Origin of the sequence: Agrobacterium sp. NPDC089420 (genome assembly GCF_044900305.1) — a bacterium.
GTDB lineage: Bacteria > Pseudomonadota > Alphaproteobacteria > Rhizobiales > Rhizobiaceae > Agrobacterium.
Map to the genome: position 1 here is coordinate 97,949 of NZ_JBJDMY010000008.1, position 14,342 is coordinate 112,290.

Consider the following 14,342-nt stretch of genomic DNA (forward strand, 5'->3'; position numbering starts at 1 on the left):
CGGCAATATCAACCGGCAAAGCGTGTCCGAAATAGGATAGCCCTGCCGGCTGGCGAGGTTAAGCCTGTTTGTTATCCAGCGCTTCCAGCTCGTCGATCAGCCCCTCGATCATCGAAAGCCCCTTGTCCCAGAAGGAGGGATCGGTGGCATCGAGGCCGAAGGGTTTCAGAAGTTCCGAATGGTGCTTTGTGCCGCCGGCTTTGAGAAGCTCGAAATATTTCTCCTGAAAGCCCGTCTCGGCCTTCTGGTAAACGGCATAGAGCGAATTCACCAGGCAATCGCCGAAGGCATAGGCATACACATAAAAGGGCGAATGGATGAAATGGGGGATGTAGGTCCACCATGTCTCATAACCTTCGGAGATCCGGATCGCCGGACCAAGGCTTTCGGCCTGAACGGACAGCCACAAGTCGCCGATCTGCTCGGAGGTCAGCTCCCCCTGCTTGCGGGCAGTGTGCAGCTTGCGCTCGAATTCGTAAAAGGCGATCTGGCGCACCACGGTATTGATCATGTCCTCGACCTTGCGGGCAAGCATGGCCTTGCGTTCCCTGACATCCTTCGTGTCGTCGAGCAGCTTGCGGAAGGTCAGCATTTCACCGAAGACGGAGGCGGTTTCGGCAAGCGTCAGCGGCGTGGCGCACATCAAGGCGCCCTGCTGGCCGGCGAGGACCTGATGCACGCCATGGCCAAGCTCGTGGGCAAGCGTCATGACGTCACGCGGTTTGCCGAGGTAATTGACGAGGACGTAAGGATGGGCCGACGGCACGGTGGGATGGGCGAATGCGCCCGGCGCCTTGCCGGGACGGGCGGGCGCGTCGATCCATTCCTCATCGAAGAAACGGCGGGCGATATCGGCCATTTCCGGGGCGAAATTGCCGTAGGCGGAGAGCACCGTGTCCCTGGCCTCATCCCATGGAATGATCGTGTTCGACGTGTCGGGAAGCGGTGCGTTGCGGTCCCAGTAATTCATCTGCTCCATGCCGAGCCACCTGGCCTTCATGGCGTAATAACGGTGGGAAAGACGCGGATAGGCCTTCTTGACGGCGGCGGCCAGGGCATCGACCACCTCGCGCTCGACGCGGTTGGCCAGATGGCGGCTATCGGCAATATCCTCGAACCTGCGCCAGCGGTCGGAAATATCCTTGTCCTTGGCGAGCGTGTTGGTAATGAGGGTGAAGACCCGCAGATTGTCCTTGAAGGTCGCGCTCAGCGCTTCCGCCGCCTTTTTTCGGGTTTCAGGTTCCGGCTCCTGCAGCATGTTGAGCGTCACTTCCAGTGGAAGGCTCGCACCGTCTATATCGAAACGCAGATCGGCCATCGTCTCGTCGAACAGGCGGTTGAAGGCGGAGGCGCTGGTCATTGATTTTTCGAGGAACAGCTGCTCCAGCTGGTCGTCAAGCTGGTGCGGCTTGTCCTTGCGCAGATCCACCAGCCACGGCCGGTAGTGCCCTGCCGCGGCGTCATTTGCCATGCAGGCGTCCATCGTGGCATCGTCGATGCGGTTGAGTTCAAGCGTGAAGAACAGGAGATGTGCGGAAATATCCGTCAGCTTCGCCTGTGCATCCCCGTAGAGCTTGCCGTTCGCCGGGTTCGATGTATCGGAAAAATAGGTCAGCCCGGCAAAGGAACCGATACGGCCGATAAGATCGTCCAGCGCCTCATAGTCCTTCAGCGCCGCGCCGATGCCTTTTTCGCCCGTCGCCTTTGCAGCCGCCTCAAGCTTGCCCTTCCACTTGTCTTCGAAAGCCGCAGCCATGGCCGCCGCCTTATCAAGATCACCCTTGTATTCCGGTGAATCGCCCGATGGATAGAGATCCGAGAGCTTCCAGCCGGGCAGGTCGCCGAGTACGGGGCCGGAGGTTTCGGCAAGGGAGAATACGGGCTGCGGGGTGAGGCGATTGCGGGTCATCGAACGCGTCCTTCTGATTATGCTTGCGAAGCATATGGGGCCTTTGTTTCCCGTAGCAATGGATAAAATGCAAGCAAATCTCAAAACTGGATGTTCAAGTCTCCCGTGCCAGAGTGCGGCACAAGGGACCGCATGACGCAGGTCCATAAACCGGAAACCGGAGCCAAAAATGACCGCGCATGTTCTCGTGATAGACGACGATCCCGTCCAGCGCCGCCTGCTCAAAAATGCGGTGGAACGTTATGGGCATCTGGCCTTGCTTGCCGAAAACGGCAAGGCGGGGCTGGAGCTGCTCAAGCAATATAGCGGCGAGATCAATGTCATTGTCCTCGACCTCATGATGCCGGAGATGGATGGTCTTACCTTTCTGAAAGCCGTCGGCGAACTCGGCACCGACGTTCCCGTCATCGTCCAGACGGGGCAGGGCGGCATCGATACCGTCGTGCAGGCCATGCGCGCGGGTGCTTTTGATTTCGTCGTCAAGCCGGTCTCGCCCGAAAGGATCGGTGCTGCCATCTCCAATGCCCTCAAGCTTGACAGGAGAGAGGCAAAGGCCCGCACGGGCAGGCGCGGACGGAGTAGTGCAGTGAATTTTACCGATATCGTTTCCGCAAGTCCTGCAATGCTGCGGGTCATTGAACTCGCGCAGCGCGCCGCCCAGTCCAGCATTCCCGTGGTGCTGGAAGGCGAATCCGGGGTTGGCAAGGAAATGGTCGCCCGCGCCATCCAGTCCGCCGGAGACAGGGCGAACAAGCCGTTCATCACCGTCAATTGCGGTGCCATCCCGCATAATCTGGTGGAGAGCATCCTCTTCGGCCACGAGAAGGGCGCTTTTACGGGCGCCACGGAAAAACATGTCGGCAAATTCATGGAGGCGGATGGCGGCACGCTGTTCCTCGATGAAATCGGTGATCTGCCTCTTGACGTGCAGGTCAAGCTGCTGCGCGCGGTTCAGCAGGGCGAAATCGAAACCGTCGGTTCGGCAAGGGTGCAGAAGGTCAATGTGCGGCTGATCTCCGCCACCAACAAGAACCTCATCGAAGAAGTGAAGGAAGGCCGCTTCCGCGAGGACCTCTATTATCGCCTCAACGTCTTTCCGATCACCATTCCGGCGCTGCGCCGCCGAAAGGAAGACATTCCGCATCTGGCGCGGGTTTTCGCCGAGCGATTTTCGGCGGAGCAGAAACTGCCCAATCCCGTTGGCCTCGATGCCAGCGCACTGGCGCTGCTGACGGCCTATGACTGGCCGGGCAATATCCGCCAGCTTGAAAATGCCGTTTTCCGTGCCGTGGTATTGTCGCAGGGCGGGGAACTGTCCGATTCCGATTTTCCGCAGATCGCTCTGCAACTGCCGGAATTTGCCGCCGGTGACGATGCGGACGATTCCATTCGTTCGCCATCCGGATCGTCCTTGAAGCTAGCGCCGTATTCGCCGCCGCCGCCGCCAGCTGCTGAAAGCCACGCGGTGATCGAGGAGCCGGCGGATATCTCCACCACGATTTACCGGGGCGGGAACCTCATTTCCAGCATGGACGAGTCGGGCAATATCCGTAAACTGGCGGAGATCGAAGAGGAACTTATCCGTTTCGCCCTCCGTTTTTATCGCGGACAGATGAGCCAGGTTGCAAGAAAACTCGGCATCGGCCGCTCGACGCTTTATCGCAAGCTGAAGGATTATGGCATCGATCCCGATGATCCGCTTCGAGATGCGGCGTGACGCTGCAAACGGCGCATTCCCCGGCAGATCGTGAAATTCGTTAACTTCTGAGCAAGGATATCCGCTTACCGTCTATAAACCTCTTGTTAGTGGCTGATTCACTATATAGAGGAAGGTTGCATGTGTGTGGCAATTTTGCCATCGTGTCACCGTATTTGACGTTCATTTGAGGCAATGTGACAGAAATTGTCTTCCAGGCGGGGATCGAATTGCCATATCTGCATCGGAATAACGCGCTTTCGGCAAAGATGGCGCGCGGCTTGATCAAGGATATATGCACGAAGCTGTCGGCACGCGCTGTCACCTTTGCCTGCCTGATGCTCGCCGCAATGCCCTTCGCAGGCGTTTCGGCGACGGAAGCTGCCGCCGAAACACGCAGCCTCAAACTGTATTATATCCACACACGCGAGAAGGCGGTCATCACCTTCAAGCGCAATGGAAAATATGACCAGAAAGGTCTGCAGGAGCTGAACCGGTTCCTGCGCGATTGGCGACGCAACCAGCCGACCCGCATGGATCCGCGCCTTTTCGATCTCGTCTGGGAAGTCTACCGCCGCAGCGGCGCCACCGATTATATCAACGTCGTTTCCGCCTTCCGTTCGCCGGAAACCAACGGTCTGCTGCGTTCGCGCACCAAGGGTGTGGCGGAAAAAAGCCAGCACATGCTCGGCAAGGCAATGGATTTTTACATACCCGGCGTGAAGCTTTCCCGCCTGCGCGAAATCGGCATGCAGATGCAGATCGGCGGCGTCGGCTTTTACCCCAGCTCCGGTTCTCCCTTCGTGCACATGGATGTCGGCGGCGTTCGCGCCTGGCCGCGCATGAGCCGCCAGGAACTGGTACGTATCTTCCCGAACGGCAATACGCTGCATCTTCCTTCCGATGGCAAGCCACTTCCGGGTTACGAGCAGGCGCTCGCCGATTACAAGAAGCGCGTCAGCTCCTCTTCCATTCAGGTTGCCTCCAGCGCCGGTGCAGGCCCTGCCTCTTCCGGTGGCGGCAAGCGCAAGACGTTGCTGCAGGCGCTCTTTGGCGGCGGCGGCGACGAGGATGAAGATCCCGATAGCATCGCAGCGCCGGAGCCCGCAGAGCGACCGGCCGTCGCCCGTCCGGCCGCTCCGCAGCAGGCCGCTCCCGAGCCCGAACCGACGATTGCGGTTGCTTCCGCCCAATCTCTTCCCGGCGTGAACGATGCGCCGCTGCCGACGGCGCGACCCGCCTTCGGCAACCAGCCGCCGGCCAATACCGGCCTTGCGACGGCGCTTTATTCTCCGGCCCGCAATGCTGCGCAGGACGCGCTTCAGGCTGCAACCACGCCGACACCGGCGTCCGCTCCGGCCGAACGCCAGCAATTTGCCGATCTGGCTGAGGTTTCCGTGCCGGTGCCGACGCTTCTCGGGCCGCGTGGCATGAGAGGTGACGCGGAAGGATCGATCCTGACGGCTTCCGCCGACGGTGCGACACCGGCGGCGGCGGGCGAGCTTGCCTCCGTGCCGGTTCCCGCCAACCGGCCGGCCGTGGCGGAAGCCCTGCTTGCCGCTGCCAATGCCGATCCGGAAGGCGAAGACGATCTCGCCGAGGCGCGGCAGGATACGCTTTCACCGACGGTGGTGGCGGCTCTTGAACAGAGCGGGCAGGCTGCACGGTCGCAGGTCCAGTCTGCTGCAATGCCGACGGCTGCGGCGTTCCCAGCCGCCGTCAACCACAAGGTCACGGTTGCGCCTGCTCAAACCGCCAAGGCGGAGCCGCAGCAAGGTTTCGGTGACGCCTTCGACCTGAAGCCCGCCATCAATGGTGGTCTCCCGGCCGGCCTGCCGACCAAGGGCGCGCGCCCGAGCAAGCAGGATGCGGCGGTTTCCCATCAGGCCATGGTTGGTGGTGGTCGCCTGACGCACGATCTGATCTCGGATTGGGCGCTGAACCAGAACAAGGGCACGACCGGACGCTCGGTAAAGGCGCCGCGTGTCATTGCCAACCGTATGCTCAGCCACGACATGTCGGCGTCTGCCACTTCGGCGAGCTTCAGGCCTGGCGCCGTGGCCATCGAATCCAGCCGCTTCAGCACGCCGATAAAGATGCACTGACCCGGCCTCTGCAACAACAGGGCCGACAGGCCAATAAAAAACCCGCCGGCGACGGCGGGTTTTTTAATGCCGGATATTGGCGTTGTCAGACGCCGCTTTGGCCGTCAGAGCCGATATAGGCGATACGCACCATGTTGGTCGCTCCCGGCGTGCCGAGCGGAACGCCGGCGGAAATGATGATGCGGTCGCCCGGCTTGCCGAAACCCTCCGAAACGACGATGCGACAAGCGCGGTTCACCATGTCGTCCAGATCGCTGGCATCGCCGGTGACGACGCAGTGCAGGCCCCAGACGACCGACAGGCGGCGTGCGGTCTGGATGATCGGCGACAGCGCAATGATCGGCACCTGCGGCCGCTCGCGCGAGGCGCGCAGGCCGGTCGTGCCGGAAGAGGTATAGGTCACGATCGCCGCAAGCTTCAGCGTTTCGGCGATCTGGCGGGCGGCGAGCGAAATGGCGTCGGCGCCCGTCGGCTCCGGCTGGGCGCGCTGCGCATAGATGATGTTGGAATAATGCGGGTCCTGTTCCACCGTGCTGGCAATGGAGGCCATGGTGGAAACGGCTTCGACCGGATAGTCGCCCGAGGCGGATTCAGCCGAAAGCATGATGGCGTCCGCGCCTTCGAACACGGCCGTGGCCACGTCGGACACTTCCGCACGGGTCGGCACGGGAGCGGAAATCATCGATTCCAGCATCTGCGTGGCGACCACAACCGGCTTGCCAGCGCGGCGGCATGCGCGGGTGAGCTGTTTCTGGATGCCGGGAACGGCTTCCAGCGGCATTTCGACGCCGAGGTCGCCTCGGGCAACCATCAATGCGTCGGAAAGCTCGATGATTTCCTCGATGCGTTCGACGGCCTGCGGCTTCTCGATCTTGGACATCAGGCCGACGCGGCCACGCGCGATCTTGCGCACTTCGGCAAGGTCTTCCGGGCGCTGGACGAAGGAAAGCGCGACCCAGTCCACCTCGTTGGTGGCGAGAACGGCATCGAGGTCGACGCGGTCCTTGTCGGTCAGGACGCCCACTCCGAGAAGCGTATCGGGCAGGCTGATGCCCTTGCGGTCCGAAATCCGGGTGCCGGAAATGACCGTGGTGACGATGCTTTTGCCGTCGCTTTTTTCCGCGCGCAGGTGCAGTTTGCCGTCATCGATCAGCAGGCGGTGGCCGGGCTTGACCGCTTCGAGAATTTCGGGATGCGGCAGGAAAACGCGGGTATTGTCGCCCGGCGTATTGTTGTCGTCCAGCGTGAAGGTCTGGCCCGGGACCAGTTCGACCTTGCCTTCGGCGAATTTTCCGACGCGAAGCTTGGGACCCTGCAGGTCGGCCAGAATGCCGATGGGGCGGCCGTTGCGGCTCTCGACCGAACGGATGCGCTGAATGAGCGTTCGCATCACGTCGTGGCTCGCATGGCTCATGTTGATCCGGAAAAGATCCGCGCCAGCAAGATGCAGCTTCTCGATCATCGCCTCTTCGGACGAGGCCGGGCCGAGAGTTGCAAGAATTTTGACTTTGCGGTTACGCTTCATCAGTTTTGATTTCCCTGTGTGCCTGGTGCATCGGCAAGCTGGACCATCCAGCTACCCTGTCTGCCCGTGTCATATTCCTTGAAACCCATTCTCTGGAAGCTGCGGGCATAACAATCGTCTACGCCTTCGATCTTGAATTCGTTCTCCGCCACGCACATGTTGACGTCGCCCGTCCAGCGACCGCCCGCGGCGGCATCTTCGGCATAAAGATAATAATAACGGGACTGCAACTCACCCTCGATCAGCGTCGCGCAGGTGGAGGAAGGCACCTGCCACCAGCCTTCGCTGACCCAGCCTTCCTGTGCCCGATAACCGATCGCCACTCCAACGAGATTTTGCGTGGTGTTGCACACGCGAAAATCCGCACGTGCGGGTTCCGCTATCAGGAACGGGGTCATAAACAGTGCCGCTGCGGAAAAAAGACGGGCGATGTGCCGAAAATGGCGGGGACGAGCGAGAGATGACTGAGTCACGGCTTCCATCCGGATTCCATGGTTATAATGAACACACTTCTTGGCGTGGCCGCCCAAGAAAGTCAACGCGATTTTAATCGATTATATTGTTCGTGGGATCATGAGTGCGGTAAGGTAGATGGCTGTTCTTTCGCCGAAACTTGCGCCCGGCCTCAAGCCATGCCATCAAGCTTTTCTCCTCAATCCTGCCCCAGAAAATCATCGATGACCGACTTCATACCTTATGAAATCATAGAAGGCGAATATGACAAAGGCATGGTTCTTCTGGCCGACCATGCGATGAACCTTCTGCCGGCACACTACGGCAAACTTGGACTTCCGCAAACCGCTTTTCATCGCCATATCGCATTTGACATCGGCATAGAGGGATTGACCCGGTCGCTCGCCGCCCGTCTCGGCGTTCCGGCGGTGCTCGGACGGTTTTCGCGGCTGCTGATCGATCCGAATCGCGGCGAGGACGATCCGACCCTCGTCATGAAGATTTCGGACGGGGCGATCATCCCCGGCAACCACCCGATTTCGGATGAGGAATGGCAAAGGCGCATCGAACTGTTTCATCGGCCCTATCACGACGCCGTCGAGCGCGTGCTGACAGGGGTTGCCGAAGCATCGGGTGAGGCGCCGCTGGTCTTGTCGCTGCATTCCTACACGCCGTTCTGGAAGGAAACGCCGCGGCCCTGGCATGCGGCGGTTCTGTGGGATACGGATCACCGCGCGGTCGATCCGCTTCTGGCGCATCTGCGCGCCACCGGCGACATTCTGGTCGGCGATAACGAACCCTATGACGGGGCGCTGAAGGGTGACACCATGTATCGTCACTGCATGATGAAGGGCATACCGCATGCGCTTCTGGAGGTTCGGCAGGATCTGATTTCGGATGAAGAGGGGATTGCCGCTTGGTCGGACCGCCTCGCTCCCATTTTCGCCGCAATGAACGACGATCCGGTTCTGCATGAATATCAGCTGTTCGCCTCTCGCACCGGCCCCTATTGAGCCTGGAGTTGCCCCATGACGAAAGAGAACGATAACAGGCAGATCGAATTCGAGGCGGCAGCCTTCCGTCGCCTTGTGCAGCACCTTCGCGAGCGTCACGATGTGCAGAACATCGACATGATGAATCTCGCAGGCTTCTGCCGCAATTGCCTTTCCAACTGGTATCGGGAGGCGGCCGAGGCCGCCGGTGTTGCGCTCAGCAAGGATCAATCCCGGGAAATCGTCTATGGCATGTCCTATGATGACTGGAAGGAAAAATACCAGGCTGAGGCGAGCGGCGCCCAGAAAGCCGCCTTTGAACAGAACAGACCGAAGGAATAACCCCCTGATCGATGGAAACGACTTGACGTGAGGCCCGGCAATGGGCAGTTCACAGGCCTGAATTTGTGCCGCCCGGCCGGCGGTGACCGGGAAATTTCCCGCCGGATCGAATGAACGAGGCTCAGACGAGCCGCCAATGAAGGATGATATGATGGACGAAACGAGCACCACCGAAACCGTCGCCGCTGCGGAACTGCGCCAGTTCATCGAGCGTGTCGAGCGTCTCGAGGAAGAAAAGGCTGCGATTCAAGGCGACATCAAGGATGTTATGGGCGAGGCGAAAGGCCGTGGTTACGATACCAAGGCGATTCGCACGATCATCCGGCTGCGCAAGAAGGATGCCAATGAGCGCATCGAGGAAGAAACGATTCTTCAGACCTATATGGCCGCGCTCGGCATGGAATGATCGGCTGACGATCCCCTGATGAAAATCGCCGCTTCTGCGGCGATTTTTTTGATCCGGTCAAACTCAGCCGCGCGTGCCGGCCAGTTTCTCCGACAGATCGACCGCCTGTTTGCGGGCATCCTTGTCGGCGGGATAGAGCGCCAGATAACGCTCCCACGCCTTCAGCGCCAGTTCTTCGCGGCCCGACGCTTCAAGGATATTGGCAAGGCTTGCCAGCGCCGGAAAATAGCGCGGCTCCTTTTCCAGCGTCAGGTTGATATCGGCCATTGCCTTGCGCGTGTCGCCATCGGCAAAATGCACCATGGCGCGGCGATAGGGCGCCTGTACATAGTCCGGGTCGAGCAGGATCACCTGGTCGAGAAAATCATAGGCCGCAGCGTTGCGCTTCTCGTCCGCGGCTTCGCCGGCCCATTGCATCAGGAGATTGATCGTCGCGCTGCCGGAATCGTTCCATTCGGAGGCGATCTGGTTGGCGATGCTGCGCGCCTTGACCGCATTCCGTTCTTTTTTCAGCGATGCGAAGAGGGTATCGACGGTTTTTGCCGGCGAAGAGGTCGATTCCGTCGCAGCAGGAAACTGGCCGTCCGCAGCATGACCAATATTGATCAGTCCCGGAAACGGGAGGCCCGACAGCAGGAAAGCCTGAGCGACGATGATAGCCGTGCAAAAACGATTTGGGCGCATGGGTTAAAGATTAACCCGCCTGCGCCCAATATCAAATGCAAAGTTCTGCTCTGTCAACAAAGTGATCCGCGCGCTCAATCGCGAACCGCAGCCGCAGTCAATCAGCCCTGACGAGCCTTGAAGCGCGGGTTCTGCTTGTTGATGATGTAGACGCGGCCCTTGCGGCGAACCAGGCGGTTATCGCGATGACGGGCCTTAAGCGCTTTAAGCGAATTCTTGATCTTCATTTTACTGGTCCGCAGTTTTGCACGGTTTCTGCCGTGCTTATTCAAACAATCAAAAGCGCGCAACGGGGCGCGCTCTTTTCGGTTGGCAGGCAGATACCCGTTTGAGCCCTGCCTGTCAACACTCGGCCGCGTCTTTGCCTTAAAAGACGAGGGTTTTTCCTGTGTGCAGAAGCTCGGTCACATGGCCCATCTTGCGGCCCGGCCGGGCTTCGGTCTTGCCATAGAGGTGTACGAGACAGTCTTTTTTCGAAAGCCATGCCGGCACATCGTTGATGTCATCGCCGATGAGGTTGGTCATGACGCAATCGGAGTGGCGCTGCGTGCTGCCCGGCGCAAGGCCGGATACGGCCCGGATATGCTGCTCGAACTGCGAGATCACGCAGGCGGCTTCGGTCCAGTGGCCGGTATTGTGGACACGCGGCGCCATTTCATTGGCGACCAGCGAGCCGTCCGGCAGGACGAAAAACTCGATGCCGATGACGCCGACATAATCGAGCGCGGCCAGAAGCTTTTCCGCCGATTGCACGGCAACCGCCTTCGCCGCGTCGGAAAGCGCGGCGGGAACGGTCGATGTGTGCAGAATACCGTTGAGATGGACGTTTTCGGCCGGATCGTAGCAGGTGACGGCCCCATCGCCGAAACGGGCGGCGATGATCGAAATTTCCCGCTCGAAGGGGACGAAGCTCTCAAGGATCAGCGGCACGCTCCCGAGCGCCTCGAAGGCGCCGGTAAGGTCTTCGCCGCCCCGGAACAGGCGTTGCCCCTTGCCGTCATAACCCATGCGGCGGGTTTTCAGCACGCCCTTGCCTCCGAAGGCGGCGAGAGCCGATTCCAAATCGTCCTGGCTGTCCACAGCGCGGAAATCGGCGGTGGGAATACCGCAACCGTTGAGAAAGCGTTTTTCCGTCAACCGGTCCTGCGAGGCGCTGAGCGCCTGCGGCGGCGGATAGACAGGAACGGAGAGGCTGAGCTTTTCGGCGGCAGCGACGGGCACGTTCTCGAACTCATAGGTCACGACATCGCAGCGGCTTGCGAGTGCGGCAAGCGCCTTTTCATCGTCATATTCCGCCACGATCTGCTCGTTGCAGGCCTGCGCAGCCGGACAATCGGACTGCGGTTCCAGCACGATGGTCCGGTGGTTGAGACGCGCCGCGGCCATCGCCAGCATCCGGCCGAGCTGGCCGCCGCCGATGATGCCGATGGTCAGATTATTCGTCTTTGCCATCGCTTGTGTCGTCACTGGGCGCTGTCCATGGGATATTCCGCGACAGCCGCCGACTGGCGCGCACGCCAGGCATCCAGCCGGTCAGCGAGGTCCTCGTCGCTCAGCGCCAGAACGGCTGCGGCGAGAAGGGCCGCATTGATTGCGCCGGCCTTGCCGATGGCGAGCGTGCCGACGGGGATGCCGGCGGGCATCTGCACGATGGAATAGAGGCTGTCCTGACCGGACATGGTCTTTGACTGCACCGGAACACCGAAGACCGGCAGCGGCGTCATCGAGGCCGTCATGCCCGGCAGGTGGGCGGCGCCGCCGGCGCCGGCGATGATGACCTTGAAGCCTTCGTCCTTCGCGCCATTGGCAAAGTCATAAAGCCGGTCCGGCGTGCGGTGGGCGGAAATGATGCGCGCTTCGTATTCCACATCGAGCGCATCCAGCGTATCGGCGGCGTTCTTCATGGTTTCCCAATCCGACTGGCTGCCCATGATGATGGCGACGGGGGGTGTTTCTGCTGTCACGTAACGTCTCCGGCTCAGGCGATGATATCGGGAATGACCTGGTCTTCGAGCTGGGTCATCTTGTCCTTGACGGCCAGCTTCTTCTTTTTCATGCGCTGTATTCGCAGCGCATCGCAGCTGGTCTGGATCATCGCGTTGATCGCCGCGTCATAATCCTCATGCTCCTGGCGCAGCCGCGCCAGCGTGAGCCTGATGTCCGCCTGGTCCTGATCGGGCATCTCGTCATCCCCATTTTATGCCGCCGGATCGGCTCCGGCGCGTATGTCATCGGTTCTGGAGGCTCTATCATCAAATCGCGGTAACGGGAAGTTATCCCTTGCGACCAAATTGCCCACTTATTGCCTTCATTTCGCCTTCGACAAGCCGGTCGATCCGTGTCACATTGTCGTCGCAAACCTGAAACTCCAGCGATGGAGAGCTGGAGGTAGGTTCAAAAAGGAAGGACGTGCCGCATGACCATTCAGGCTCATATTGCATCGCTCGAAAAGAAACACGGTGCTCTGGAGGAGGAGCTCGAAAGTATTCTTGCTTCCCCGTCGTCTGACGATAGAGAGATCGCGGACCTTAAACGTCGTAAACTGCGCCTGAAGGATGAATTGCAGAGGCTGAAAGCCTCGACGAGGCATTGAATGACGCAAGAACCGCAGCCTTCGATGAGATGAAGGACTGACGGTTTGACCTTTTCGGCCCTGGCGGCACCTGCGGTGCAGCCGGGGCTTTTTAATGGCTGCCGAAGACTAGAATGGCAGCCCGTCCCACAGCAGTTTTAATGCCGCGATCAATGCCATGCTGTACATCAGCGGGTAAAACACCGCCGGTTTCAGATATTTCACCACCCTGGCTCCGGCAAGCGTCGCCAGCATCGCCACCGGCAGCAGGCTCGCCGATGTCTTGAGATTGCCGGCATCGAGGGCGCCAAGCGCGAAATAGGGAATGAGCTTGATGGCGTTCATGATGGCGAAGAAGCGCACGCTCATGCCGGTATAGGTCTTCGGATCGAGCTTCAGCGGCAGGACGTAGATCTGAAAGGGCGGGCCGCCCGCATGCGCGACGAAGCTCGCATAACCCGACAGGCTGGACCAGAGCGTTGCGGCGACGGGACGCTGCGGTTTGGCCGGAATTTCCCGGCCTTTCCGGCTTTTGAGGCTTTCGTAGAAATAGCGCAGCACGAACAGGATCGTGACCGAGGCGACCACCAGACGCATGGCGTCGGCCGAGATGAGGCTTGAGGTTGCCCAGCCCAGAGCGATGCCGGCGATTGCACCCGGCAGCATGATGAGCAGTGTCTGCCGGTGATTATGGTGTCGCCACGCCCAGAGCGCCACGAGATCCATGACAATCAGGATCGGCAAAAAGATCGCCGCCGCCTGGACCGGCGAGACTGCCAGCGCCATCAGCGGCACGCCCATCAACGCCAGTGCGCCGCCCAGCCCGCCCTTGGAAAGGCCAACGAGCACGACTGCGGGAATGGCGACGAGAAAAAAATGAAAATCGGTCAGCATGGATGGAAGGTTGATCCTTTCGCCGGTCCGGTTTATCGGATTTATCATATCAAAACGAGTGCAGATCGCGCCGGAAGTGTCTTCTGCCTGAAATGGACGAACCGATGACCATAGTTGAAGACCGTTGCCGCCTTGTCCTGATCGTCCCGCAATCGGACGATGCGCAAAAGCAGGCGACAGAGGTGGAAGAGGCTCTACGGGGCGGCGATGTGGCCTCCGTCATCATTCCGCAATACGGTCTGGATGACGCCGCTTTCCAGAAACGTGCCGAAGTGATCGTGCCGATCGTACAGAAGGCGGGCGCCGCGGCCCTGATCGCCGGCGACAGCCGCGTTGCCGGCCGGGTCAAGGCGGATGGTCTGCATGTGGCGGGCAATGCCGAAGCGCTTGCCGAGGCGGTTGAAAAATTCACGCCGAAACTGATCGTCGGCGGCGGCAATGCCGATGACCGGCACAAGGCGCTGGAACAGGGCGAGGCCAATCCGGACTATGTGTTTTTCGGAAAGCTGGAAGGCGACATCAAGCCGGAGGCGCATCCCAAGAACCTGGCGCTCGGTGAATGGTGGGCCTCGATGATCGAAATTCCGGCCATCGTCATGGGCGGCACGGAGCTGTCCTCGGTGGTTGTCGTGGCCGAAACCGGCGTTGAATTCGTGGCGATGCGCGGCGGCGTTTTCGACAATGCCGCCGGCGCCGCCCAGGCGGTTTCCGAAATCAACGCCTTGCTTGACGAAAAAGCGCCACGGTTTGACGGTTGATACAGG

The 14,342-nt window shown here is 60.2% G+C and carries 16 protein-coding genes; 7 read left to right on the top strand and 9 right to left on the bottom strand.

The features are described from left to right. Positions 1-58 precede the first annotated feature (58 nt). The gene (locus tag ACI2KA_RS14500; RefSeq protein ID WP_404503171.1) at positions 59-1,909 is read right to left on the bottom strand and encodes a M3 family oligoendopeptidase; all 1,851 of its coding nucleotides are present in this window, start codon (positions 1,907-1,909) and stop codon (positions 59-61) included. Positions 1,910-2,078: 169 nt separating this feature from the next. On the opposite strand from ACI2KA_RS14500, the gene ACI2KA_RS14505 reads away from it, so the two are divergent. Beyond that, entirely contained in the window at positions 2,079-3,626 is a 1,548-nt protein-coding gene (locus ACI2KA_RS14505; RefSeq protein ID WP_404503173.1) for a sigma-54-dependent transcriptional regulator, read from the top strand. A 176-nt stretch (positions 3,627-3,802) separates the two neighbouring features. Next, positions 3,803-5,710 carry a DUF882 domain-containing protein gene (locus tag ACI2KA_RS14510; protein ID WP_404503175.1) on the top strand — a complete coding sequence of 636 codons (1,908 nt, stop codon included), beginning with the start codon at positions 3,803-3,805 and terminating at the stop codon, positions 5,708-5,710. Positions 5,711-5,795: 85 nt separating this feature from the next. Here the strand turns inward: ACI2KA_RS14510 and pyk are convergent, their stop codons facing one another. Both pyk and ACI2KA_RS14520 read right to left on the bottom strand, forming a co-directional pair. Next, positions 5,796-7,235, bottom strand: coding sequence for a pyruvate kinase (gene pyk / locus ACI2KA_RS14515; protein ID WP_404503177.1), 1,440 nt, complete (start codon positions 7,233-7,235; stop codon positions 5,796-5,798). Continuing rightward, complete coding sequence (locus ACI2KA_RS14520) at positions 7,235-7,633, bottom strand: DUF1036 domain-containing protein (protein WP_404503179.1); 399 nt, start codon at positions 7,631-7,633, stop codon at positions 7,235-7,237. Before ACI2KA_RS14520 ends, pyk begins: the two co-directional genes overlap by 1 nt. 279 nt (positions 7,634-7,912) lie before the next feature. Here ACI2KA_RS14520 and ACI2KA_RS14525 point away from each other — a divergent pair, with 279 nt between their 5' ends. The 3 genes from ACI2KA_RS14525 (at position 7,913) to ACI2KA_RS14535 (ending at position 9,428) form a co-directional block, all read left to right on the top strand. Next, on the top strand, positions 7,913-8,701 hold the full coding sequence (locus ACI2KA_RS14525; RefSeq protein ID WP_404503181.1) for an N-formylglutamate amidohydrolase: 789 nt from the start codon (positions 7,913-7,915) through the stop codon (positions 8,699-8,701). A 15-nt stretch (positions 8,702-8,716) separates the two neighbouring features. Further along, positions 8,717-9,022 (top strand): DUF1244 domain-containing protein, encoded by a 306-nt coding sequence (locus tag ACI2KA_RS14530; protein ID WP_404503183.1) that lies wholly within the window; start codon positions 8,717-8,719, stop codon positions 9,020-9,022. A 148-nt stretch (positions 9,023-9,170) separates the two neighbouring features. Next, entirely contained in the window at positions 9,171-9,428 is a 258-nt protein-coding gene (locus tag ACI2KA_RS14535; protein ID WP_006314683.1) for a DUF2312 domain-containing protein, read from the top strand. Positions 9,429-9,491: 63 nt separating this feature from the next. Here ACI2KA_RS14535 and ACI2KA_RS14540 read toward each other — a convergent pair whose 3' ends face one another. The 5 genes from ACI2KA_RS14540 to ACI2KA_RS14560 form a co-directional block, all read right to left on the bottom strand. Next, a complete protein-coding gene (locus ACI2KA_RS14540; RefSeq protein ID WP_404503185.1) occupies positions 9,492-10,112 on the bottom strand; it encodes a hypothetical protein in 621 nt (206 codons plus the stop codon). 101 nt (positions 10,113-10,213) lie between these two features. Beyond that, positions 10,214-10,339, bottom strand: coding sequence for a type B 50S ribosomal protein L36 (gene ykgO / locus ACI2KA_RS14545; protein ID WP_003497670.1), 126 nt, complete (start codon positions 10,337-10,339; stop codon positions 10,214-10,216). 139 nt (positions 10,340-10,478) lie between these two features. Beyond that, positions 10,479-11,564 (bottom strand): 5-(carboxyamino)imidazole ribonucleotide synthase, encoded by a 1,086-nt coding sequence (locus ACI2KA_RS14550; protein ID WP_404503187.1) that lies wholly within the window; start codon positions 11,562-11,564, stop codon positions 10,479-10,481. An 11-nt stretch (positions 11,565-11,575) separates the two neighbouring features. Next, on the bottom strand, positions 11,576-12,043 hold the full coding sequence (gene purE, locus ACI2KA_RS14555; RefSeq protein WP_404503286.1) for a 5-(carboxyamino)imidazole ribonucleotide mutase: 468 nt from the start codon (positions 12,041-12,043) through the stop codon (positions 11,576-11,578). A gap of 47 nt (positions 12,044-12,090) precedes the next feature. After that, positions 12,091-12,294 (bottom strand): YdcH family protein, encoded by a 204-nt coding sequence (locus tag ACI2KA_RS14560; RefSeq protein WP_003497661.1) that lies wholly within the window; start codon positions 12,292-12,294, stop codon positions 12,091-12,093. A 234-nt stretch (positions 12,295-12,528) separates the two neighbouring features. Here ACI2KA_RS14560 and ACI2KA_RS14565 point away from each other — a divergent pair, with 234 nt between their 5' ends. Further along, complete coding sequence (locus tag ACI2KA_RS14565) at positions 12,529-12,705, top strand: YdcH family protein (protein ID WP_003506164.1); 177 nt, start codon at positions 12,529-12,531, stop codon at positions 12,703-12,705. A gap of 108 nt (positions 12,706-12,813) precedes the next feature. Here the strand turns inward: ACI2KA_RS14565 and ACI2KA_RS14570 are convergent, their stop codons facing one another. After that, on the bottom strand, positions 12,814-13,578 hold the full coding sequence (locus tag ACI2KA_RS14570; protein ID WP_404503189.1) for a sulfite exporter TauE/SafE family protein: 765 nt from the start codon (positions 13,576-13,578) through the stop codon (positions 12,814-12,816). A 104-nt stretch (positions 13,579-13,682) separates the two neighbouring features. Here ACI2KA_RS14570 and ACI2KA_RS14575 point away from each other — a divergent pair, with 104 nt between their 5' ends. Next, positions 13,683-14,336, top strand: a complete 654-nt coding sequence (locus ACI2KA_RS14575; RefSeq protein ID WP_404503191.1) for a thiamine phosphate synthase — start codon at positions 13,683-13,685, stop codon at positions 14,334-14,336. The last annotated feature ends 6 nt before the right edge of the window (positions 14,337-14,342 follow it).

Bases quoted from the DNA above. Each gene is read 5' to 3' on its own strand.
- ACI2KA_RS14525 (WP_404503181.1), top strand. From the start codon at position 7,913: ATGACCGACTTCATACCTTATGAAATCATAGAAGGCGAATATGACAAA.
- ACI2KA_RS14570 (WP_404503189.1), bottom strand. From the start codon at position 13,578: ATGCTGACCGATTTTCATTTTTTTCTCGTCGCCATTCCCGCAGTCGTG.
- ACI2KA_RS14505 (WP_404503173.1), top strand. From the start codon at position 2,079: ATGACCGCGCATGTTCTCGTGATAGACGACGATCCCGTCCAGCGCCGC.
- ACI2KA_RS14500 (WP_404503171.1), bottom strand. From the start codon at position 1,909: ATGACCCGCAATCGCCTCACCCCGCAGCCCGTATTCTCCCTTGCCGAA.
- ACI2KA_RS14540 (WP_404503185.1), bottom strand. From the start codon at position 10,112: ATGCGCCCAAATCGTTTTTGCACGGCTATCATCGTCGCTCAGGCTTTC.
- ACI2KA_RS14575 (WP_404503191.1), top strand. From the start codon at position 13,683: ATGACCATAGTTGAAGACCGTTGCCGCCTTGTCCTGATCGTCCCGCAA.
- ACI2KA_RS14560 (WP_003497661.1), bottom strand. From the start codon at position 12,294: ATGCCCGATCAGGACCAGGCGGACATCAGGCTCACGCTGGCGCGGCTG.
- ykgO (WP_003497670.1), bottom strand. From the start codon at position 10,339: ATGAAGATCAAGAATTCGCTTAAAGCGCTTAAGGCCCGTCATCGCGAT.
- ACI2KA_RS14520 (WP_404503179.1), bottom strand. From the start codon at position 7,633: ATGACCCCGTTCCTGATAGCGGAACCCGCACGTGCGGATTTTCGCGTG.
- ACI2KA_RS14530 (WP_404503183.1), top strand. From the start codon at position 8,717: ATGACGAAAGAGAACGATAACAGGCAGATCGAATTCGAGGCGGCAGCC.
- ACI2KA_RS14550 (WP_404503187.1), bottom strand. From the start codon at position 11,564: ATGGCAAAGACGAATAATCTGACCATCGGCATCATCGGCGGCGGCCAG.
- ACI2KA_RS14535 (WP_006314683.1), top strand. From the start codon at position 9,171: ATGATGGACGAAACGAGCACCACCGAAACCGTCGCCGCTGCGGAACTG.
- ACI2KA_RS14565 (WP_003506164.1), top strand. From the start codon at position 12,529: ATGACCATTCAGGCTCATATTGCATCGCTCGAAAAGAAACACGGTGCT.
- purE (WP_404503286.1), bottom strand. From the start codon at position 12,043: ATGGGCAGCCAGTCGGATTGGGAAACCATGAAGAACGCCGCCGATACG.
- pyk (WP_404503177.1), bottom strand. From the start codon at position 7,235: ATGAAGCGTAACCGCAAAGTCAAAATTCTTGCAACTCTCGGCCCGGCC.